The following is a 21,454-nucleotide window of genomic DNA, read 5'->3' on the forward strand; positions in this document are numbered from 1 at the left end:
ATGTGACGATCACCAGCAGCAGCGTGCCTTGCGTGGTGCATTACAACGTGCCAGCCAGCACCAACTACGATGCCGCACCGGAAGTGACCGATACCAGCACCACCGGCAAAGCGTCACAAACCATCACGGTGACCACGTCAGCGCCAGCGAATGCGGATTTTGGCGATACCTTCACCGTCGCGGCAACCTCCAGTTCAGGTGATGCGGTAGTGGTGACCACCACCGGTGGCTGTACGAATGTCGGCAACGATGTGACGATCACCAGCAGCAGCGTGCCTTGCGTGGTGCATTACAACGTGCCGGCCAGCACCAACTACGATGCGGCACCGGAAGTGACCGATACCAGCACCACCGGCAAAGCGTCACAAACCATCACGGTGACCACGCCAGCGCCAGCGACCGCGGATTTTGGCGATACCTTCACCGTGGCGGCGACCTCTAGCTCGGGCGATCCAGTGGTGGTGACCACCACGGGTGGCTGTAGCAATGTAGGCAACGATGTGACGATCACCAGCAGCAGCGTGCCTTGCGTGGTGCATTACAACGTGCCAGCCAGCACCAACTACGATGCCGCACCGGAAGTGACCGATACCAGCACCACCGGCAAAGCGTCACAAACCATCACGGTGACCACGTCAGCGCCAGCGAATGCGGATTTTGGCGATACCTTCACCGTCGCGGCAACCTCCAGTTCAGGTGATGCGGTAGTGGTGACCACCACCGGTGGCTGTACGAATGTCGGCAACGATGTGACGATCACCAGCAGCAGCGTGCCTTGCGTGGTGCATTACAACGTGCCGGCCAGCACCAACTACGATGCGGCACCGGAAGTGACCGATACCAGCACCACCGGCAAAGCGTCACAAACCATCACGGTGACCACGCCAGCGCCAGCGACCGCGGATTTTGGCGATACCTTCACCGTGGCGGCGACCTCTAGCTCGGGCGATCCAGTGGTGGTGACCACCACGGGTGGCTGTAGCAATGTAGGCAACGATGTGACGATCACCAGCAGCAGCGTGCCTTGCGTGGTGCATTACAACGTGCCAGCCAGCACCAACTACGATGCGGCACCGGAAGTGACCGATACCAGCACCACCGGCAAAGCGTCACAAACCATCACGGTGACCACGCCCGCGCCAGCGACCGCGGATTTTGGCGATACCTTCACCGTCGCGGCAACCTCCAGTTCAGGTGATGCGGTAGTGGTGACCACCACCGGTGGCTGTACGAATGTCGGCAACGATGTGACGATCACCAGCAGCAGCGTGCCTTGCGTGGTGCATTACAACGTGCCAGCCAGCACCAACTACGATGCGGCACCGGAAGTGACCGATACCAGCACCACCGGCAAAGCGTCACAAACCATCACGGTGACCACGTCAGCGCCAGCGAATGCGGATTTTGGCGATACCTTCACCGTCGCGGCAACCTCCAGTTCAGGTGATGCGGTAGTGGTGACCACCACCGGTGGCTGTACGAATGTCGGCAACGATGTGACGATCACCAGCAGCAGCGTGCCTTGCGTGGTGCATTACAACGTGCCGGCCAGCACCAACTACGATGCGGCACCGGAAGTGACCGATACCAGCACCACCGGCAAAGCGTCACAAACCATCACGGTGACCACGCCAGCGCCAGCGACCGCGGATTTTGGCGATACCTTCACCGTGGCGGCGACCTCTAGCTCAGGCGATCCAGTGGTGGTGACCACCACGGGCGGCTGTAGCAATGTCGGCAACACGGTGACGATCACCAGCAGCAGCGTGCCTTGCGTGGTGCATTACAACGTGCCAGCCAGCACCAACTACGATGCCGCACCGGAAGTGACCGATACCAGCACCACCGGCAAAGCGTCACAAACCATCACGGTGACCACGTCAGCGCCAGCGAATGCGGATTTTGGCGATACCTTCACCGTCGCGGCAACCTCCAGTTCAGGTGATGCGGTAGTGGTGACCACCACCGGTGGCTGTACGAATGTCGGCAACGATGTGACGATCACCAGCAGCAGCGTGCCTTGCGTGGTGCATTACAACGTGCCGGCCAGCACCAACTACGATGCGGCACCGGAAGTGACCGATACCAGCACCACCGGCAAAGCGTCACAAACCATCACGGTGACCACGCCAGCGCCAGCGACCGCGGATTTTGGCGATACCTTCACCGTGGCGGCGACCTCTAGCTCGGGCGATCCAGTGGTGGTGACCACCACGGGTGGCTGTAGCAATGTAGGCAACGATGTGACGATCACCAGCAGCAGCGTGCCTTGCGTGGTGCATTACAACGTGCCAGCCAGCACCAACTACGATGCGGCACCGGAAGTGACCGATACCAGCACCACCGGCAAAGCGTCACAAACCATCACGGTGACCACGCCCGCGCCAGCGACCGCGGATTTTGGCGATACCTTCACCGTCGCGGCAACCTCCAGTTCAGGTGATGCGGTAGTGGTGACCACCACCGGTGGCTGTACGAATGTCGGCAACGATGTGACGATCACCAGCAGCAGCGTGCCTTGCGTGGTGCATTACAACGTGCCAGCCAGCACCAACTACGATGCGGCACCGGAAGTGACCGATACCAGCACCACCGGCAAAGCGTCACAAACCATCACGGTGACCACGCCCGCGCCAGCCACGGCTGACTTTGGCGACACCTTCACCGTCGCGGCGACCTCTAGCTCGGGCGATCCAGTGGTGGTGACCACCACGGGTGGCTGTAGCAATGTAGGCAACGATGTGACGATCACCAGCAGCAGCGTGCCTTGCGTGGTGCATTACAACGTGCCAGCCAGCACCAACTACGATGCCGCACCGGAAGTGACCGACACCAGTACCACCAGTCCAGCGTCTCAAACCATCACGGTGACCACGTCAGCGCCAGCGAATGCGGATTTTGGCGATACCTTCACCGCCGAGGCGACCTCCAGTTCAGGCTTGCCAGTAGCAATCACGGTTAGCGGAAACTGCTCAGGCTCGGGTGTAGGCACTGCGATCATTACTGTGACAGGTGGTACGGGTTCATGTACCGTAATGTACGATCAAGCTGGAGATGCTGATTACGATGCAGCGCCTCAGGTAACTGAAGTGGCAGCCATCACACCTGATGGTGATCTTGATGGCATTCCTGATGTTACAGATAACTGTCCTGCGGATGCTAATGCTGATCAGCTTGATACAGACGGTGACAACATTGGTGATGTTTGTGATACCGACATTGATGGCGACGGCATCATCAACACTTCTGATAACTGTCCTCTGGTTAGTAATAGTGATCAGTTGAATACTGATGGTGACAGCATGGGTGATGCATGTGACACGGATCGCGATGGCGATGGCATCCTCAACACAGCCGATAACTGCCCACTGATCAGCAATGCAGATCAGGCAAATATCGATGGTGACAGCATGGGTGATGTCTGTGATGCGGATATGGATGGTGACGGCATCGACAATACGGCCGATAACTGCCCTGTAAATCCCAACGCGGATCAGGTCGATACCGATACAGATGGTATTGGTGATGTGTGCGACCCTGATGCCTTCGATCCAGATCCAGGTGTGCTGTTCCGCAAATGGGGTGGTGAAGTGAAAAAAGATCGCTTCGGTGTCTCTGTTGCTAATGCAGGTGATGTCAACGGCGACGGCATTAATGATGTCGTGGTTGGCGCTTATTTGTGGGATAAAGTGGTGCCAAAACTAGATAAGAATGGCAATCCGATTCTCAACAAAAAAGGCGTGGTTAAAACCAAGAAACTTAAGGATGTTGGTCGCGTTTATGTTTATTCCGGCAGAGATGCTACTGAGCTTTTCTCGCTGCCTTCTGAACAGATAACAGGAGGCAACAAAGGCGATTGGTTTGGTTACAGTGTTGCGGGCGCAGACATCGACAACGATGGTTTCTCTGACATTATCGTGGGTGCGCCGCGTTGGGATGTACCAAAATCAGGTACGCAAAAAGCTGTGAGAGATGCCGGCAGAGTTTATGTATTCTCTGGTCAAACGGGTCGCCTAATGGATGCGGTTTCTATTAAGGGAACAGCAGCGGGTGATAACCTGGGCTTCTCTGTAGCGCGTGCAGGTTTGGTGAATGCTGATACGAATGCAGATGTAATCGTTGGTATCCCGCGAGCAGACATCGTGTCCAGCACCGATGGCAAATTGTTGAGGGATGCAGGTAGGGCGCTGGTATGTTCAGGCGCGAGCCTTGTTGCTGGCACCGCCTGTGATACCTCAACGGCGCTCTTCAAAGTGGATGGCAATACAGCGGGTGATCGCTTAGGTCTTGCGGTGGCAGGAGCGGGTGATGTGGATGGCGATGGCCGTGACGATGTAGTGATTGGTCTGCCAAAAGATGATCCATCATCCGACAAAAAGGATGCGGGCGCGGCAGTCATTTATTCCGGTGCTACAGGTACGGAGTGGGCACGGTTGAATGGCGAAGCGAAAGGCGACTGGTTTGGCTATAGCGTTGCCGGTGCGGGTGATTTGACTGGCGATGGCAAAGCAGAAGTCGCAGTCGGTGCTTATCGCCATACAGCATCAGTCAGCGTCATTGTTAAAGGCAAGACTAAAACCAAGCGCTTGAAGCAAGCAGGGGCTGTGTACGCATATAACTGTGCCACCGTACCGTGTACACCTGTCCTCAAGAAAGAAGGCGAAGTCAGCGGTGATCGTCTGGGTTGGAGTGTTGCTGGAGCCGGTGATGTCAATAACGACGGCCAGAATGATGTGCTCGCTGGGTCGCCGGGTCGTGACACCACAGTCTCCATTACTACGCCGAAAGGCAAGGTAAAAGTGAAAAAGCTGAAGGATGTCGGTGCTGTGTATGTGCTGAATGGCGCGACAGGTCAGTTTATTCACACGCCGCTCTTAGGCTTGCGTAAGAAAGACAACCGTGGAATGTGTGTGGTTGGTATCGGTGACATAGATCTGGATGGTTTCAGCGATATCGTCACTGCCGCACCAAATGCGGATAGAGAGGTGTTCTTGCCTCCTAAAAAACCAGGCAAGCCGCCAAAACGAAAACTGCTGCGTGATGTAGGTTTTGTTGAGGGTATGTCGGGAAAAATAGCGACAGGAAACTAAGCCTGTCGTTTATTTCGCTCGTTTAAACAGCCACTCTTGCAGTGGCTGTTTTTTTATGGGGTGCTTCAAATTTTAGCGGGCATATCCAAAAAATCGCCCGGCTGCATATCGCCCAACGCCCAATTGCCGATCTTGCAGCGAATAAGCCGCAGAGTAGGGAAGCCGACGGCAGCTGTCATGCGTAGTACTTGTCGGTTTTTGCCCTCACTGATGGTGAGTTCCAACCAACTGGTGGGAATGGCGGCGCGATAGCGAATAGGCGGATCACGAGGCCATAAGTTTTCTGGCTCTGCAATGCGACGCGCCTTGGCGGGTTTGGTTAACCCATCTTTGAGCTGGACACCCTTTTGCAGCTGGTGGATTGCGTTATCAGTGATATTGCCATCGACTTGCGCCCAATAGGTTTTAGGGAGTTTGAAGCGCGGATTGCTGATGCGTTGTTGCAGCTTTCCATCATCCGTGAGCAGTAGCAAACCTTCGGAATCAAAATCCAAACGACCAGCGGGGTAGATTCTGTCATCCACAAAATAGTGTTTGAGTGTGGGTCGCCCTTGTTCATCTGTGAACTGCGAGAGCACGCCGTAGGGTTTGTTGAATAGTACCAATCGACTCATAAATATTTTGACCAAAAGCGACAGAGAAGTGGCTAGGTTCTTGTAGCAAATCTACAAGATGGGAAGGGGCTCGTATATAATCGCACACAGTTGCCGCCTCATGAGGGCGGTTTCTGTTGTTAAGGCACGCAGTGTCTCGGTACATTTTCTTGGAGTAGCACCATGACCTATCAAAAAATACAGGTTCCTGCCCACGGCAAAAAGATCACCACTAACGCCGACTTTTCTTTGAATGTGCCAGATCACCCAATCATTCCCTTCATCGAAGGTGATGGCACTGGTGTAGATATCACACCTGTGATGCGCAAAGTGATTGATGCCGCCGTTAAAAAAGCCTACAGCGGCAAAAAAGAAATTGCATGGATGGAAATTTACTGCGGCGAGAAATCTGCAGAGTTGTACGAAGGCAATTGGTTTCCTGAGGAAACTTTGCGTGCAATTAAAGAGTTTGTGGTGTCCATCAAAGGCCCACTCACTACGCCGGTCGGCGGCGGTTTTCGTTCCTTGAATGTGGCACTGCGTCAAGAATTGGATCTGTATGTTTGCTTGCGCCCTGTGCGCTGGTTCAAAGGTGTGCCTAGCCCAGTGAAAGAACCGCATAAAACAGACATGGTGATCTTCCGTGAAAATGCTGAAGATATTTATGCTGGTATTGAGTGGAAAGCGGGTTCAGACGAAGCCAATAAAGTCATCGCATTTTTGCAAAATGAAATGGACGTGAAGAAAATTCGCTTCCCACAAGATTGCGGTATCGGTGTGAAGCCGGTGTCCAAAGAAGGCACTGAGCGCTTGGTGCGCAAGGCGATTCAGTACGCCATCGACAATGACAAACCTTCCGTGACCTTGGTGCATAAAGGCAACATCATGAAGTTCACCGAGGGCGGTTTCCGCGATTGGGGTTACGCACTGGCGCAGAAAGAGTTTGGTGCAACGCTGATTGGCGAAGGTCCGTGGTGTGAGTTTGCCAATCCAAAAACCGGTAAGAAAATCGTGGTGAAAGATGCGATTGCCGATGCGTTCTTGCAGCAGATTTTGCTGCGCCCAGAAGAATACGATGTGATCGCAACGCTCAATTTGAACGGCGACTACATCTCCGATGCGCTGGCGGCGCAAGTGGGCGGTATCGGTATTGCGCCTGGCGCTAACTTATCAGACACCATCGCCATGTTTGAGGCCACGCACGGTACTGCGCCCAAATATGCCGGTCAGGACAAAGTGAACCCAGGCTCGCTGATTTTGTCAGCTGAAATGATGCTGCGTCACCTCGGCTGGCCGGAAGCGGCGGATTTGGTCATCAAAGGTATGGACGGCGCTATTCAGGCCAAAACCGTCACTTATGACTTTGAGCGACTGATGGATGGCGCGAAGCTGGTGTCCTGCTCACAGTTTGGCGAAGAAATGATCAAGCACATGTAAGCTATGTGTGATCCATAAAAAAGCCCGCTCATTGAAGCGGGCTTTTTTATGTGGGTCAGCCAGCAACAGCTTGCTGTAGGCTGGCAATAGCGGTGGTGATATTGGTCGCGTGTAGCCCTTTAGGGCCTTGGATGATGTCGTAGCTAACAGATTGCCCAGCTTTGAGCGTCTTGTAGCCTTCCATTGTAATGGTGGAGAAGTGCGCAAAAAGGTCTTCACCGCCGCTGTCAGGCAGAATAAACCCGTAGCCTTTGGCGTTGTTGAACCACTTCACTGTGCCTGTTGCCATGATACAACCCTCATCAAACTGTCTTCCTTGCACCACTGCTATCCAGTTCTACAGTGGGTGCTGTTGTAATTGTTATGCAGCGTCCCCTGCCAATGGGAGCGCCGAGCCACTTTTTTAACCACAAAGTGGTGTTGAGTCAAGCTACCCGCCTTGCGGATCAAGGAGGGTGGTTTCAGGTCTTGCTTTTGCGGGTGTCAGCGGGCAACATACGCGCGCCCTGAAAACGGTGTAAATCGGCGGTAAATCGCCACTTTTCTGCTTTTTATCCACTCCTACTATGAACGGGGAATCCATGAAGATTCTGGTTGCAGTCAAGCGCGTCGCAGACGCAATGTAAAGGTTCGCCCCAAGGCGGATGGTACTGGTGTCGATCTGACCAATGTCAAGATGGCCGTAAACCCTTTTTGTGAAATCGCGGTAGAAGAAGCTGTGCGCATGAAAGATGCGGGCTTGGCGACAGAAATTGTTGTGGTTTCTATCGGCGATAAAGAAGAACAAATTCGCACGGCTCTGGCGCTGGGTGCAGATCGTGGCATTCTGGTAAAAACAGAAGTCGAAGTGCAGCCTTTGGGTGTTGCTAAAGCGTTGAAAGCAGTTGTCGATCAAGAGAAGCCAGATTTGGTCATTCTCGGCAAGCAATCTATCGACGGCGACAACAACCAAGTGGGTCAAATGCTCGCTGCATTGTCTGGCATGGCGCAAGGCACTTTCGCTTCTGTGTTGAAAGTGGAAAACGGTAAAGCGAATGTGACGCGTGAAATTGACGGCGGTTTGCAGACCGTGAGCTTGAGCTTGCCTGCTGTGGTAACAACCGATTTGCGTTTGAACGAGCCGCGTTATGCCTCGCTGCCAAACATCATGAAAGCCAAGAAAAAACCATTAGATACCGTCACGCCTGAATCTTTGGGTGTGGATATTGCGCCGCGTTTCAAAATGGTAAAAGTTGAGCCGCCAGCAGAACGACAAGCGGGTATCAAAGTGCCAGATGTTGCAACACTGGTTGATAAATTGAAAAACGAAGCGAAGGTGATCTGATATGACAACGCTTGTTATTGCTGAACACGACAACGCCAGTTTGAAAGGCGCAACGCTGAATACGGTTGCGGCTGCAAAAGCTATTGGCGGCGATATTCATATTCTGGTTGCAGGTAGTCAGTGTGCTGCGGCGGCAGAAGCAGCTGCAAAAGTTGCCGGTGTTGCTAAAGTTTTAGTGGCAGATAACACCGCTTATGCACATCAGTTGGCGGAAAATGTCAGCTTGTTGGTGGCGGAATTGGGCAAGGCATATAGCCATATTTTGGCGCCCGCTACTTCTAACGGTAAAAATATTCTGCCGCGCGTTGCTGCATTGTTGGATGTTGCGCAAATTTCTGAAATTACTTCAGTAGTGAGCGCGGATACATTTCAGCGTCCAATTTATGCGGGCAATGTTATTGCCACCGTGCAATCTTCAGATGCCATCAAAGTGCTGACTGTGCGCGCCACGGGTTTTGATGCAGTGGCTGCCGAAGGTGGCTCTGCTGCTGTAGAAGCGGTTGCCGTTGCTAAAGATGCAGGCACTTCTGCTTTTGTTGGTGAAGAAATTGCAAAAAGTGATCGCCCAGAATTGACCGCCGCCAAAATCGTTATTTCTGGCGGTCGCGGTATGGGCTCTGGCGAAAACTTCCACTTGCTGGATGGTATTGCCGACAAACTGAGCGCAGCAGTAGGCGCTTCGCGTGCTGCCGTTGATGCTGGCTTTGTGCCGAACGATATGCAGGTTGGTCAAACCGGTAAAATCGTTGCGCCTGAGTTGTACATCGCCGTAGGTATTTCTGGTGCCATTCAGCACTTGGCGGGTATGAAAGACTCTAAAGTGATCGTCGCCATCAACAAAGATGAAGAAGCACCTATCTTTCAAGTGGCTGATTACGGTTTGGTGGCGGATTTGTTTACTGCGCTGCCAGAGTTGGAAAAAGCACTGTAAGTTTTTGTACTTTGTTGAAATAAAAAACCCGACGCGAGTCGGGTTTTTTGTATCTGCTGGCTGTAGAAAATTAGAGCCAAGTGCCGCTGGCCTCATTGATTGTTTCCTGAGTCAGCAGTGCTTGATTCCACTCCATAATCATCTCGACCAATTGATGTGCTTGTCGATCAAGACTGACCAATTCTTGCTCCGTATTGCGTGACCCAATGTAAACTTCAATAGATTTTCCGCGTAGTGTCAGCGGATGCGTGGGGTAATCCATTTTGTACAACTCCAGTTGCCAGCGCGTGTTGTTGACGATGGCGCGGTAGAGCGCCAGTTTTGTCTGCAGGGTGTAAACGCTGAAGTCATGCAGCTCACCTAGCCCCGTCAAATCCAGTGACAAAATTAATGCAGTTTTACAGTCAGGGCTGACAGCAATGGTAGCGGTGCGGCGTGTTTTACAAATGATGGATAGCCCGCCAAAGTTTTGTCCGGGCGTGAGTTGATTGATAGCGGGAGCATTGGTGTCATCGTCGGGATATACCGAGAGTTGTCCTTTCAGCAAAAAAGAGTAGCGCCGACCGGCTTTGCCTGCAGTTAATAAGATTTCACCACTGTTAAATTCCATGAAACAGGCATTTTTCATCAGGACATCTAATTGGCTTTTATCAACAGTGCGTACTTCGTTGACGAAGGCGATGCCATTGATAAAAGCATTGGCCGTATCTTGAGGGTAATTAGCGATGGGGATGGCTTTCATACCGGGCTTCACTTCCCTAAGTAGATGATGTTCCGCACGAGGTTATCACAGTTCTTTGTGCAGAACTGTGGCGGGTTGTAAAGTGTATTTAATTAGTGGGATTTCATTAGTTACGAGACAGGTATTTAGTAAGACAATGATGTGGTGTCTCCAAAATCAGAGGTTGTGCCATGACAGCTGTAAAGCGTCATCTATTCGTAAAATTGGCAGGAGGCCTATTGTCAGTATCGTTTCTAGCAGCGTGTGGTAAGGCGCCTGTTGCGCCGCAGCCAGCGGTGCCGGAAGTAGCTGTTGTCGTGGTGCAACCACAGGCAGTGCATATTGTGAACGAATTGCCTGGGCGTGTTGCGCCTTTGCGCGTGGCGCAGGTGCGTGCGCGCGTGGATGGCGTGGTGCTAAAACAAGAATTCACGGAAGGTAGTGATGTCAAAGCAGGACAGTTGTTGTATCGGATTGATGCTGCGCCATATCAAGCGGAAGTAAACAGTGCCAACGCTGCTTTGGCGCGCGCAAATGCGAATTTAACCACGCGCAGTCTGCAATCGAGACGCTCAAATGAGTTAATCAAACGGCGCGCGATCAGCCAACAAGATTTTGATGACATTAGCGCTGCGCAGAAACAGGCAAAAGCCGATGTGGAAGCGGCAATGGCTGTATTGGATGCTGCGCGTATACGCTTGAGTTATACCGAAGTTCGCGCGCCGATTGATGGAAGAATTGGAAAGTCGCAAGTTACTGAAGGCGCCTATGTGCGGCAGAGTGATGCAACGCTGTTGGCTACTGTGCAACAACTGGATTCTGTTTATGTAGATGTGTCGCAATCCAGCGCTGAAGTATTGCGTTTACGACAGGATTTGGAAAAAGGTGTATTACAACAAGCGGATAAAAGCGGCCCGGCAGTTTCATTAAAATTGGAAGATGGTTCCGTCTATTCTGAAGTAGGGCGGTTGCAGTTTTCTGATATTAGTGTTGATGAAAGCACGGGCTCTGTAACGCTGCGCGCTATTTTTCAAAATCCCAAGCATGTGTTGTTGCCGGGTATGTTTGTGCGCGCGCAGTTAGAAGTGGGCGTGGATCAGCAGGGCTTGTTGGTTCCGCAGCAAGCGGTGACATACAGTGTGACGGGTCAGGCGACGACCTTAATCGTGGATGCGAACAACACCGTTGAGCGGCGGGTACTGCAAATTAATCGTTCAGTTGGCAATCAATGGCTGGTGACTGGAGGTGTTCAAGCGGGAGATCGCGTTATTACCGAAGGCTTGCAAAAAATAAAACCAGGCGTTGCTGTAAAAATTGCATCTTCAGCAGCGGCGCTTTCCTCTGCTATGACAAATCCATAGCAAGAAGCACAAGGTAGAGTACTTCGTATGAGCCATTTTTTTATTAGTAGACCCGTTTTTGCTTGGGTATTGGCGATTGTTGTGATGCTGGCGGGTATTTTGGCGTTGACGCAATTGCCTGTTGCTATCTACCCGCGTTTGGCGCCGCCATCGGTTTCTATTTCTGCTAGCTATCCTGGGGCATCAGCCAAAACATTGGAAGACAGTGTGACGCAGGTGATTGAGCAGCAGATGAATGGCATTGATCATTTGGAATATATTTCATCGAATAGCAGCGATTCTGGTCGAGCGAGTATCACGCTAACTTTTTCTCAAGGAACCGATCCGGATATAGCTCAAGTGCAAGTGCAAAATAAATTGCAGTTGGCGATGCGTATGTTGCCTCCTGAAGTGCAACAGCAAGGATTGCAGGTGGCAAAAGCCAGCAGAAGCTTTTTGATGGTGATGACTGTTTCGTCTGCGGATGGCAGCATGAACAGCGTAGATCTCGGTGATTTTATTGCATCGAATTTGCAAGATCCTATATCTCGTGTGAATGGCGTAGGTTTGGTTAATTTGCTCGGTACGCAATATGCCATGCGTATTTGGATGCAGCCTGAAAAATTACAGGCATTTAATTTGACGCCAGTTGATTTGATGCAAGCGATAAAAGCACAAAACGTACAAGTTGCAGCTGGTCAGTTGGGTGGGGGGCCGACAGTGGAAGGCCAGAGACTGAATGTTACCATCATGGCGCAAAGTCGTTTGCAAACTGTCGAGCAATTTAGTGGCATTATTTTGCGAGTCAATACAGATGGATCGCAGGTACGCTTAAAAGATGTGGCGCGCATTGAGCGCGGTGCGGATAGCTACAGTGTTATCGGTTCATATAATCGTTCGCCAGCTTCCGCTTTAGCTATTACTCCTACACCAGGCGCTAACGCCCTGGAAACAGCTGAGGGAGTGAGAAAAAAAATAGCTGAACTTGCGCCTTATTTTCCACAAGGCATAGAAGTGAATTATCCCTATGACATGATTCCTTTTATAAGGATTTCTATTGAAGAAGTGGTCAAAACACTGCTAGAAGCAATTGTGCTGGTGTTCCTTGTTATTTTTGTATTCTTGCAAAATTGGCGTGCCACTTTAGTGCCGACTATAGCGATTCCTGTTGTGGTGCTGGGTACTTTTGCTGTTATGGAGGTGGCCGGTTTTTCGGTCAATTTGCTGACCATGTTTGGTCTTGTGTTGGCAATGGGGTTGTTGGTGGATGATGCGATCGTAGTTGTTGAAAGTGTTGAGCGCATCATGAGTGAAGAAAAGTTGTCACCGAAAGAGGCAACCTATAAAGCGATGTCTCAAATTTCTGGAGCATTAATAGGGATAGGTTTGGTTTTGGTTGCGGTACTTATTCCTATGGCATTCTTAAGTGGGTCTAGTGGTGCCATTTATCGTCAATTTACTTTGACGATGGTTGCTGCAATGGTGTTGTCTGTATTAACAGCGTTGATTCTTACGCCGTCTCTGTGTGCCACTTTCTTAAAGCCTGTTTCGCATAATACAGAGAGTACAAGCGGATTTTATGGCTGGTTTAATCGAGTATTTCAAAGCGCGTCAGAAAAATACCGCAACAGCGTAGCCAGGTGGGTAAAGCATGTTCGCCTAGTGTTTTTTGCGTATGCTGCAATTGTTGCAGTTGTTGTGTATTTGTTTGTGAGTTTGCCTACATCGTTTGTGCCGGAGGAAGATCAAGGGTCTTTTGTCAATGTGATTTCTTTACCTGTTGGATCCTCGCGTGAGCAAACTGTGGCTGTTTTGGAAAAAGTTCGCGATTATTATTTAGATCAAGAAAAGGATAGCGTGCAGTCTGTGTTTTATGTTGCTGGATTCAGTTGGGCCGGTTCTGGTCAGAATATGGGGCAAATGTTTACGCGGCTAAAGCCATGGAGTGAAAGGAAAGATAAAGAGAAATCTGTGCAAGCAGTGATTCAGCGCGCTACAAGTTATTTTCGAAATATTCGTGAAGCCAATGTTTTTGCAATTAATCCTTCGCCAGTTCAGGAGTTGGGTAACTCCACAGGGTTTGATATGCAATTACAAGATCGCGCCGGTCATGGACATCTGGCGTTGATGGATGCTCGCAATCAGCTTATTGAAATGGCGTCGAAAAAAACAAGCGATGTTATGCGTGTGCGAGCTAATGGCTTGGATGACACGCCGGTATATCAATTGGATATCAATCAAGAGCGCGCCAGCGTATTGGGGCTCGATTTGTCGGATGTTTACAGCACAATGACAGCAGCGTTTGGTTCTTCATATGTGAATGATTTTATTGATCGCGGCCGTGTGAAGCGTGTGTATGTGATGGGAGAGGCAGCATCCCGTATGCAGCCGAATGATTTGAATAAATGGTATGTGCGCAATCGTGCAGGAGAAATGGTGCCGTTTTCTGCTTTTGCCAGCGGTCATTGGGCGTATGGCTCACCAAAACTGGAGCGGCACAATGGCGTACCATCTGTACAGATACAAGGCACTGCGGCATTAGGAAAAAGTTCAGGTGATGCAATGAAAACAATGGAAGAGTTGGTTGCGCAATTGCCTAGCGGGTTTGGTTTTGAATGGACAGGATTGTCGCGTGAAGAAAAACAAGCGGGTAAGCAGGCGCCATTGTTGTATGCAATTTCTATCTTGGCGGTATTTTTATGCTTGGCGGCACTGTATGAAAGTTGGCTGATTCCTTTTTCCGTTATTTTGGTTGTGCCGTTGGGCGTGCTGGGAGCTTTGATTGCAGCCAAACTGTTTGGTTTATCCAATGATGTGTATTTTCAGGTTGGATTATTAACAACGGTGGGCTTGGCTTCTAAGAACGCAATTCTCATCGTAGAGTTTGCGCGTGAGCAATATGAGCGCGGTGTGTCATTGCTGGATGCTGTGTTAGAGGCTTCGCATTTGCGTTTGCGTCCTATCATCATGACATCCATGGCCTTTTTGTTTGGTGTGTTACCGCTAGCGTTGTCGACTGGAGCTGGAGCAGCCAGTCGTAATGCCATTGGTATTGGTGTTTCCGGTGGATTGCTGGCGTCAACTTTTTTGGTGATCTTTTTTGTGCCGGTATTTTTTGTGGTAGTAGTGGGTAAGTTGGGGAAAAAGAAACCAGCCGTTGATATGTGATGGGTATTCATAACCGCAACAGAGTTTTCCAACTGATTTTGGTAATGTCCAGCGTCGCTATCATGGTGTTGGGTGTTACCATTTTTGTTTTGTTCATGTCGGTTACCGAACAAAATAAACGCATTATGATCAGTTATGCCGAGCATCAAGCCAGTATGTTGCAGTCGGTGATGGCGTTGGTGCCAGAGCAGACGCGATTAAATGCCGAACCTCCTAGCTTGGTGCTAGAGCATATTCGTCAGACTTTGGCGCGCAATCCGGTGATTACTGACAGCGGCGAGATGTTGTTTGCCTACCGTGAGGGCAATGCGATTCATTTTGTGTCGCCTTTTCGTTTTGATACTCAAGCGGCGCAGGTGATGGCAGATGATGATGCGCGCGTACAGGCAATGCGGTTAGCACTGGATGGTCATGCGGGTGTAATTTTTACAAAAGATTATCGGAGTGTTGATGTGCTGGCGGCATTTGTTCCCGTTGAAAACATGAATCTTGGTGTGGTGGTAAAAATAGATGCCGCAGAAGTGCGTCAGCCTTTTATCTATATTGCACTGTATGCCTCGTTGGCAACGCTGTGCATTATTGTTGTTGGCAGTTTGCTGCTGAACAAAATTACAAAGCCTTTGCTGGATACTTTAGAAGAAAATGAATCTAAGTATCGATCGCTATTTGATAATGCCAATGAAGGCTTAATGGTTATTAGTGATCGCATTGAAGAGTGCAACGATCAAGTGGTTCGCTTACTGGGTTACGATAAGAGTGAAATTATTGGTCGGCGTATTGCAGATTTTGCACCGAGACATCGTGAAGATGAAGGAGAGTTAGTTGATGTAACGCGCAATCGTTTTGAGTTGGCAGCACAAGGGAAGCCGCAATATTTTATTTGGCGCAGCCTGCGCAAAGATGATACGGAAATTGATCTGGATGTCATGTTGAAAATGGTGCGCATTGGCAGCCGCAAGGTGATACTAACAACGCTGTTGGATATTACCGATCGCCGTTTGGCGGAAATTGAACTGCGCAGAAAAGAAAAAGAAGTGGCCGATGCCAGAGAGCATTTAGCGCACATGGCGCGACTGTCTACGATGGGGGAAATGGCGGCCGGCATTGCACATGAAATTAATCAGCCGCTGACGGCTATTTCTGCCTATGCGCAGGGTTCGGTGCGCCTGTTGGAGAATGGGCAGGCTGATGTACAAACCTTGCGTGAGCCATTGGAAAAAATTGCGACGCAAGCAGTGCGCGCCGGTGAAGTAATTCGTCGTTTGCGCAGTTTTATTAATAAAAGCGCATCGGAATTGGAGTTGATCAATGCCAATGAGCTGGTGTCGGAAGTGGTGCAGCTAGCTGAAGTGGATGCACACCGGCATGGCATTCCTGTTTATCTGCATTTGGCAGAACAGGTTCCTGCTGTGCGCGTTGATACCGTGCAAATTCAACAAGTGATCCTGAATTTAATTCGCAATGCGTTGGAAGCAATGGATGAAACGCCGCGCGAGCGAGCGCGAGTAGATGTTTATACGCAGCGGGAAAGTGACGGCAAGGTGAGCGTTCGTGTGGTTGATACCGGCTCTGGTTTAAGTGAAGATGCGCTGAAGCAGGTGTTTGCACCTTTCTTCACCACGAAAGCAGCGGGAATGGGGATGGGGTTGTCAATCAGTGAAACGATTGTGACTGCGCATGGAGGTCATCTGTCTGTGAGTAATAATGCAAACGGTATGGGCGCAACCTTTACCTTATTATTGACTGCGCAAAACGCATAGGAGAAATGCAAGATGGCAACAATGTCAGTCTTACCTGAAGCTACGGTTTTTGTTGTTGATGATGATGATGCTGTGCGTGAATCGCTGGCGTTTCTGCTGAAATCCGTCGGGCTAAAAGTAGAAAGTTTTCCATCGGCACAGGATTTTTTGAAAAGTTATAACCCTGCACGAGCGGGTTGTTTGGTATTGGATATTCGTATGCCGGGTATGAGCGGCTTGGAATTGCAAGAAAAGCTCAAACAAATGGAATCCATGCTGCCTATTATCTTTATCACTGGTCATGGCGATGTGCCGATGGCAGTGAAAGCAATAAAGGCTGGCGCAGCGGATTTTGTACAAAAGCCGTTTCGCGATCAGGAGTTGATCGACCGCATTCGTGAAGTGTTGGAAGAGGATGCCAGTGCTCGCGTTGAAAAATTACAGAAAGCTGAAATTTTGAAGTGCATTGATTCACTGACGGAGCGTGAGCGTGAAGTGATGGAGCAAGTGGTGGATGGCAAGGCCAATAAAGTGGTCGCTATTGATCTCAATGTTTCACAGCGCACGGTAGAAATTCATCGAGCGAATGTGATGGATAAAATGAAAGCTCGCTCGCTCGCACAATTGGTGCGCTTGGTGATGAAAGCTAGGGGCGAGCTGTAAGACCTTGCGCCAGTGCTTGATTGAAATTAATGCTGAGCGTTGGTGTGTTTTTATTTTTTAGTAGTGCGGTTTTTACGGCGACAGTTTCCTGCGCAGTGATATCAATGCCGAGAGCCATGTTCACGCGCCCCGTTTGATTGAAAACAATGGTATAGCCCGCATGCGCAGAAAATCGGGCAGGGGAGTAGTTTCTCCCCAGCCGTAGATGTCATAAATAATGTCTGGCGCGCGCAAGCCGCATTCGCGCTCAGCCTGCGGTAAGCGTTCAAAAAACTTGCGGTAGTTGATGCGCAATCCCTGTTTGTCAAAGCCGTCTTGCGCCATCACGGTGCAGTCGCGCAGCGTGTTATCCACCAAGCCCGCCATGTCCCAAACACGCAAGCGGTTGCCAAATTCAGTAAATAAATGATAGTTCACCATGCCCATCTGTTTGCTCATCAGTGTGAGCGGTTGTTCTGGTGAGGGATTGATTTCGCGTATCTGTTGTTGCAAGGCGCGTAGCGCCAGCCAGTCGCGCAAATGCTCGCGGTTGGCTATTTCAAAAAAAGAAGCATGATCACTGGCAATCTTTTTTGGGGCGGCGTGTTGCCAGGTGGGTGTGCCTAAACTATAGCGATCAATAAAAAATGGCGTGTAGGCAATTAGTAATACCGGTAAGCCATAACGGATTAACTGTGCGGTTTTTCCTATTGGAAATGCTGTGTAAATGGCTAGCCATAGTGGAGGAATGAGTGGCACCCAAAAGCGGCCTTCTTTCATCCAGTCGCCGCCGCTAGTAATAACAAAACTTCCGTAGAGCAATACCCATAAGCTGCATAAAAAAGGCAGTGCATTTTTTTTGCGTTGTTGAAAATGCGTGATGTAGCTCATGCCTAGCAAGAGCAAAGTCATCGAAACACCAATTATTGATAAGGGATGGCGATATAAACGCAAAAAATATTCCACGCCGCGTTGTAGCTGCGCGGTATCCGGCGCGCCACTTTTAGCGTAGACGGGGTTGGGAAACCACAGACCAAAATAAATGTAACGCCACAGCGCCAATGCAAGAAATGCAGTGAGAAAAAATAACAGTGATGGGCGTTGCAGAAATAACGCGGCCATCATAAAAAAAGCGCTGCCAATAACTATCATCTCTGGGCGCACGCTGGCTAGCATGAGGGTTATAAGCCAGAACACAGCACTCGTTTTGAGCGTGGGAGTAAGAAGGAATGTGTATGCAGAAAAAATAAATAGCAAGGCAGCACCAGCAGCGAGCGTGCTTTCCATACCGGACCACGCCCAGTAAGCAAAGTAGGGCGTGAGTGCGGTGAGCAGGGCGGGTAGCCATGGCTGTGCGGCACCAGCGCGTCGTGACAAAAAATAAACCAGTGCAATAACGCTCAGTGCACTCAATAGATTGATGAGATAGCCACTGTTTACGATGGAAAGCGGTGTGAGTAGCGAGAGTAGTGCCGTTAAAACAATCGCCAACAAGCTGCTCGATTGCTCCAGTCGTTCGCCGTTGTAATTGAGCAGTTGTCCCTCCGCTAACAGCGTGTGCGCTTGCCAGAAGGTGATATGAGAGTCGTCATGCCCTGTCGAACCACAGAGGATGCCGTAAATCCACAACGGCATTGTGCAGAGAACAATCGCGGTCAGTGGGTGTGTGAGGTGGATTCCAAGGCGCACGGCGAGTCGTTTTTTCCCTATAATGTGTCCCGCATTTTGGGTGATACCTGTCGCCAGCTCAACTCAACTCAAAAGGTTCTGTCGGCTCGCTATCCTCGTCCACTCACCACACTGGAGTTCCTATCGTGAAACAGCCTGTTCGTGTCACCGTGACCGGCGCCGCCGGCCAGATCAGCTATTCCCTGTTGTTCCGCATCGCTTCTGGTTCCATGCTCGGCCCAGATCAGCCCGTTATTTTGCAAATGCTGGAAATCACACCGGCGCTGGAAGCGCTGAAAGGTGTGGCGATGGAATTGGATGACTGCGCATTCCCGCTGCTGGCAGGCATGGTCTGCACCGATGACCCAATGGTGGCCTTCAAAGACACAGATTACGCACTGCTGGTTGGCGCGCGCCCTCGTGGCCCTGGTATGGAACGCAAAGATTTGTTGGAAGCCAACGCGGCCATTTTCTCCGTGCAAGGCAAAGCGATTGATGCGGTTGCCAAAAAATCGATCAAGGTATTGGTGGTAGGCAACCCTGCCAACACTAACTCGCTGATTGCACAGCGCAACGCACCGTCCATCAATCCGCGCCAATTCACCGCCATGACGCGCTTGGATCACAACCGCGCCATGGCACAGCTCGCTGGCAAAACCGGCAAGACCGTCAACGATGTGAAGAAAATCACTATCTGGGGCAACCACAGTGCTACGCAATATCCAGACATCTCCAACGCGTTGGTGGATGGCAAAGCAGCGGAAGGTTTGGTAGATCGCGCTTGGTACGAAAACGATTACATTCCTACTGTGCAACAGCGCGGCGCGGCCATCATCAAAGCACGCGGTGCTTCTTCTGCGGCATCAGCAGCCAATGCGGCGGCTGATCACATGCGCACTTGGGCTCTGGGTACAGCGGAAGGCGATTGGGTATCTATGGGTGTGTACTCTGACGGTTCTTACGGCATTGAAAAAGGCTTGATCTACTCTTTCCCTTGCGTGTGCAAAAACGGCGATTGGGAAATTGTACAAGGGCTGGAAATTTCTGATTTCTCGCGCGCCAAAATGAAAGCGACTGAGCAGGAACTCTGCGAAGAGCGCGATGGCGTTAAACACTTGCTCCCTAACTGATCCGAGGGTTTTTCCATGGCTCAACATGAAAATAAAAACTGTGGTGGATGTGAAGCAGATGGCTGCGCAGATGCTTTTGCTGCCATCTCTCTCATTGCTCTGTTCGTTAGTGTGATGGTCTACTGGCTGCACAATATGGTGTAAGCCGTACGAATGATCGTTACGAAGAAACGCAGCTCCGGCTGCGTTTTTTTATGCCTGAAGAACGAGGGCGTCGTTTAATAATGGACTGCTGCGCACCAATTTTTTCGTATAAGGATGTTGTGGATTTTCCAGCACCTCAACGACTTTTCCCTGTTCAACAATTTTCCCTGCTTGCATCACCGCGATGCGATCACAAAACTGCCGCATGGTAGCGAGATCGTGGCTGATAAATAGCAGCGTCAATCCCAATTCTCTGCGCAAGTTGGAAAGCAGTTCAAGAATTTGCGCTTGCGTAGTCACATCCAACGCAGACACTGGTTCATCACAAATCAATAATTGCGGTTTGCTGATAAGTGCGCGCGCAATGCCAATACGCTGCAACTGCCCGCCAGAAAAACTGTGCGGATAGCGTTGCAAATCATTCACACGCAAACCGATACGCTCCATCCAATGTTCCGCTTCTGCGCGTTGTTCATCCGCTGTGCCTATCTTGTTCAAACGCAAAGGTTCCAGCAGTGTGTCGGCAATGGTCATGCGTGGATTGATGGAGGAGAGTGGGTCTTGAAACACCATCTGTATATGCTGCGCTTGCTGGCGAAAATTCTGCGCTGCGCGTTGCACCGATAACGGGGTGCCATTGCACAGAATCTCGCCGCTGCCATAAGCGTGCAAACCGGCAATACACAGTGCGAGCGTGGATTTGCCAGAGCCGGATTCTCCCGCCAAACCCAGCACTTCCCCCTTGGTTACTGACAGGTTGATGTCTTGCAGCACGGGTGTCTTGCCGAAGTGTTTGTGGAGTTGGGTGATGCGCAGCAGGTCAGTCATGGGAAGTTATTATGGTGTGAGATGGGAGATTGCACATATAATCCCACATATATTTTTTGAGGGTGGCAATATGGGACAAGTGACAATCTACCTCGAAGATGCGTTGGAAACCAAGATGGCGGCGGATGCCAAAGCGCGCAACCTGTCCAAAAGTAAGTGGGTGGCGGCCATCATCCGTGAAAAATTGAGCAACGAATGGCCGCATGAAGTGCGCGAAACAGCGGGAAGCTGGAAAGATTTTCCCTCGCAGGAGGAAATACGCGATAACGCGGCACAAGATAGCCAAAGGGAAGGCTTGTGATGTGGGTGCTGGACACAAACACCCTGATTTACTTCTTCAAAGGCATGGGGCGCGTGCCAGAGAAACTGCTCGGCACTGCACCGAGCGATATCGCTATTCCCGCTATCGTGCTGTACGAGTTGGAAGTGGGCATTGCCAAATCCAGCGCGCCGCACAAACGCCGCCAGCAGCTCAACGCGCTCACAGCAGCCGCGCAAGTGTTGCCCTTTGGGTTGTCTGAAGCAGAGGCGGCGGCAGTTATTCGTACGCGTCTCGAAAAAAACGGCCAGCCCATCGGTGCTTACGATGTTTTGATTGCTGCCACTGCAATGGCGAAAAAGGCAACATTGGTCACGCACAATACGCGCGAGTTTGAGCGGATCAAAGGTTTAGTACTTGAGGATTGGTTTTAGTGGAGC

General features: G+C 50.7%; 15 protein-coding genes and 1 pseudogene. 11 read left to right on the forward strand and 5 right to left on the reverse strand.

The genetic code is table 11. The features are described 5' to 3' along the window. The first annotated feature begins 2 nt into the window (after nt 1–2). Nucleotides 3–5,090 carry a thrombospondin type 3 repeat-containing protein gene (locus IPK30_09990; protein ID MBK8103579.1) on the forward strand — a complete coding sequence of 1,696 codons (5,088 nt, stop codon included), beginning with the start codon at nt 3–5 and terminating at the stop codon, nt 5,088–5,090. A 65-nt stretch (nt 5,091–5,155) separates the two neighbouring features. Here the strand turns inward: IPK30_09990 and IPK30_09995 are convergent, their stop codons facing one another. Next, nucleotides 5,156–5,704 (reverse strand): pseudouridine synthase, encoded by a 549-nt coding sequence (locus tag IPK30_09995; GenBank protein ID MBK8103580.1) that lies wholly within the window; start codon nt 5,702–5,704, stop codon nt 5,156–5,158. Between the two features lie 162 nt (nt 5,705–5,866). Between IPK30_09995 and icd the strand changes: the two genes are divergently transcribed. After that, a complete protein-coding gene (gene icd / locus IPK30_10000) occupies nt 5,867–7,120 on the forward strand; it encodes an NADP-dependent isocitrate dehydrogenase (protein MBK8103581.1) in 1,254 nt (417 codons plus the stop codon). A gap of 55 nt (nt 7,121–7,175) precedes the next feature. Here icd and cspD read toward each other — a convergent pair whose 3' ends face one another. Beyond that, the gene (gene cspD, locus IPK30_10005; protein MBK8103582.1) at nt 7,176–7,409 is read right to left on the reverse strand and encodes a cold shock domain-containing protein CspD; all 234 of its coding nucleotides are present in this window, start codon (nt 7,407–7,409) and stop codon (nt 7,176–7,178) included. Nucleotides 7,410–7,701: 292 nt separating this feature from the next. Here cspD and IPK30_10010 point away from each other — a divergent pair. Next, nucleotides 7,702–8,444 (forward strand): annotated as a pseudogene (locus IPK30_10010) (electron transfer flavoprotein subunit beta/FixA family protein). Nucleotide 8,445: 1 nt separating this feature from the next. Beyond that, a complete protein-coding gene (locus IPK30_10015) occupies nt 8,446–9,375 on the forward strand; it encodes an electron transfer flavoprotein subunit alpha/FixB family protein (protein MBK8103583.1) in 930 nt (309 codons plus the stop codon). A 70-nt stretch (nt 9,376–9,445) separates the two neighbouring features. Here IPK30_10015 and IPK30_10020 read toward each other — a convergent pair whose 3' ends face one another. Beyond that, nucleotides 9,446–10,117 (reverse strand): cyclic nucleotide-binding domain-containing protein, encoded by a 672-nt coding sequence (locus IPK30_10020; protein MBK8103584.1) that lies wholly within the window; start codon nt 10,115–10,117, stop codon nt 9,446–9,448. Between the two features lie 218 nt (nt 10,118–10,335). Here IPK30_10020 and IPK30_10025 point away from each other — a divergent pair, with 218 nt between their 5' ends. Genes IPK30_10025 through IPK30_10040 form a run of 4 tightly spaced genes read left to right on the forward strand, consistent with a single transcriptional unit; the run spans nt 10,336 to nt 17,006 of the window. Beyond that, on the forward strand, nt 10,336–11,457 hold the full coding sequence (locus IPK30_10025) for an efflux RND transporter periplasmic adaptor subunit (GenBank protein MBK8103585.1): 1,122 nt from the start codon (nt 10,336–10,338) through the stop codon (nt 11,455–11,457). 27 nt (nt 11,458–11,484) lie between these two features. Next, nucleotides 11,485–14,604, forward strand: coding sequence for an efflux RND transporter permease subunit (locus IPK30_10030; GenBank protein MBK8103586.1), 3,120 nt, complete (start codon nt 11,485–11,487; stop codon nt 14,602–14,604). Nucleotides 14,605–14,648: 44 nt separating this feature from the next. Continuing rightward, nucleotides 14,649–16,364 (forward strand): PAS domain S-box protein, encoded by a 1,716-nt coding sequence (locus IPK30_10035; protein MBK8103587.1) that lies wholly within the window; start codon nt 14,649–14,651, stop codon nt 16,362–16,364. A 21-nt stretch (nt 16,365–16,385) separates the two neighbouring features. After that, entirely contained in the window at nt 16,386–17,006 is a 621-nt protein-coding gene (locus IPK30_10040) for a response regulator transcription factor (GenBank protein MBK8103588.1), read from the forward strand. A 120-nt stretch (nt 17,007–17,126) separates the two neighbouring features. Here the strand turns inward: IPK30_10040 and IPK30_10045 are convergent, their stop codons facing one another. Further along, complete coding sequence (locus IPK30_10045; GenBank protein MBK8103589.1) at nt 17,127–18,674, reverse strand: hypothetical protein; 1,548 nt, start codon at nt 18,672–18,674, stop codon at nt 17,127–17,129. A 125-nt stretch (nt 18,675–18,799) separates the two neighbouring features. Here IPK30_10045 and IPK30_10050 point away from each other — a divergent pair, with 125 nt between their 5' ends. Next, nucleotides 18,800–19,783: a malate dehydrogenase gene (locus IPK30_10050; GenBank protein MBK8103590.1), complete on the forward strand. Its 984-nt coding sequence runs from the start codon at nt 18,800–18,802 to the stop codon at nt 19,781–19,783. 192 nt (nt 19,784–19,975) lie between these two features. On the opposite strand, the gene IPK30_10055 is transcribed toward IPK30_10050, so the two are convergent. Then, on the reverse strand, nt 19,976–20,755 hold the full coding sequence (locus IPK30_10055) for an ABC transporter ATP-binding protein (protein MBK8103591.1): 780 nt from the start codon (nt 20,753–20,755) through the stop codon (nt 19,976–19,978). 70 nt (nt 20,756–20,825) lie between these two features. Here IPK30_10055 and IPK30_10060 point away from each other — a divergent pair, with 70 nt between their 5' ends. Both IPK30_10060 and IPK30_10065 read left to right on the forward strand, forming a co-directional pair. Further along, complete coding sequence (locus IPK30_10060; GenBank protein ID MBK8103592.1) at nt 20,826–21,056, forward strand: CopG family transcriptional regulator; 231 nt, start codon at nt 20,826–20,828, stop codon at nt 21,054–21,056. Further along, entirely contained in the window at nt 21,053–21,448 is a 396-nt protein-coding gene (locus tag IPK30_10065; GenBank protein ID MBK8103593.1) for a type II toxin-antitoxin system VapC family toxin, read from the forward strand. The genes IPK30_10060 and IPK30_10065 overlap by 4 nt, the downstream gene beginning before the upstream one ends. The last annotated feature ends 6 nt before the right edge of the window (nt 21,449–21,454 follow it).

The sequence above is a fragment of the Cellvibrionales bacterium genome, from assembly GCA_016713115.1.
GTDB lineage: Bacteria > Pseudomonadota > Gammaproteobacteria > Pseudomonadales > UBA7239 > UBA7239.

Bases quoted from the DNA above. Each gene is read 5' to 3' on its own strand.
- IPK30_10020 (MBK8103584.1), bottom strand. From the start codon at position 10,117: ATGAAAGCCATCCCCATCGCTAATTACCCTCAAGATACGGCCAATGCT.
- IPK30_10040 (MBK8103588.1), top strand. From the start codon at position 16,386: ATGTCAGTCTTACCTGAAGCTACGGTTTTTGTTGTTGATGATGATGAT.
- IPK30_10055 (MBK8103591.1), bottom strand. From the start codon at position 20,755: ATGACTGACCTGCTGCGCATCACCCAACTCCACAAACACTTCGGCAAG.
- IPK30_10030 (MBK8103586.1), top strand. From the start codon at position 11,485: ATGAGCCATTTTTTTATTAGTAGACCCGTTTTTGCTTGGGTATTGGCG.
- icd (MBK8103581.1), top strand. From the start codon at position 5,867: ATGACCTATCAAAAAATACAGGTTCCTGCCCACGGCAAAAAGATCACC.
- IPK30_10015 (MBK8103583.1), top strand. From the start codon at position 8,446: ATGACAACGCTTGTTATTGCTGAACACGACAACGCCAGTTTGAAAGGC.
- cspD (MBK8103582.1), bottom strand. From the start codon at position 7,409: ATGGCAACAGGCACAGTGAAGTGGTTCAACAACGCCAAAGGCTACGGG.
- IPK30_10060 (MBK8103592.1), top strand. From the start codon at position 20,826: ATGGGACAAGTGACAATCTACCTCGAAGATGCGTTGGAAACCAAGATG.
- IPK30_09995 (MBK8103580.1), bottom strand. From the start codon at position 5,704: ATGAGTCGATTGGTACTATTCAACAAACCCTACGGCGTGCTCTCGCAG.
- IPK30_10035 (MBK8103587.1), top strand. From the start codon at position 14,649: ATGTCCAGCGTCGCTATCATGGTGTTGGGTGTTACCATTTTTGTTTTG.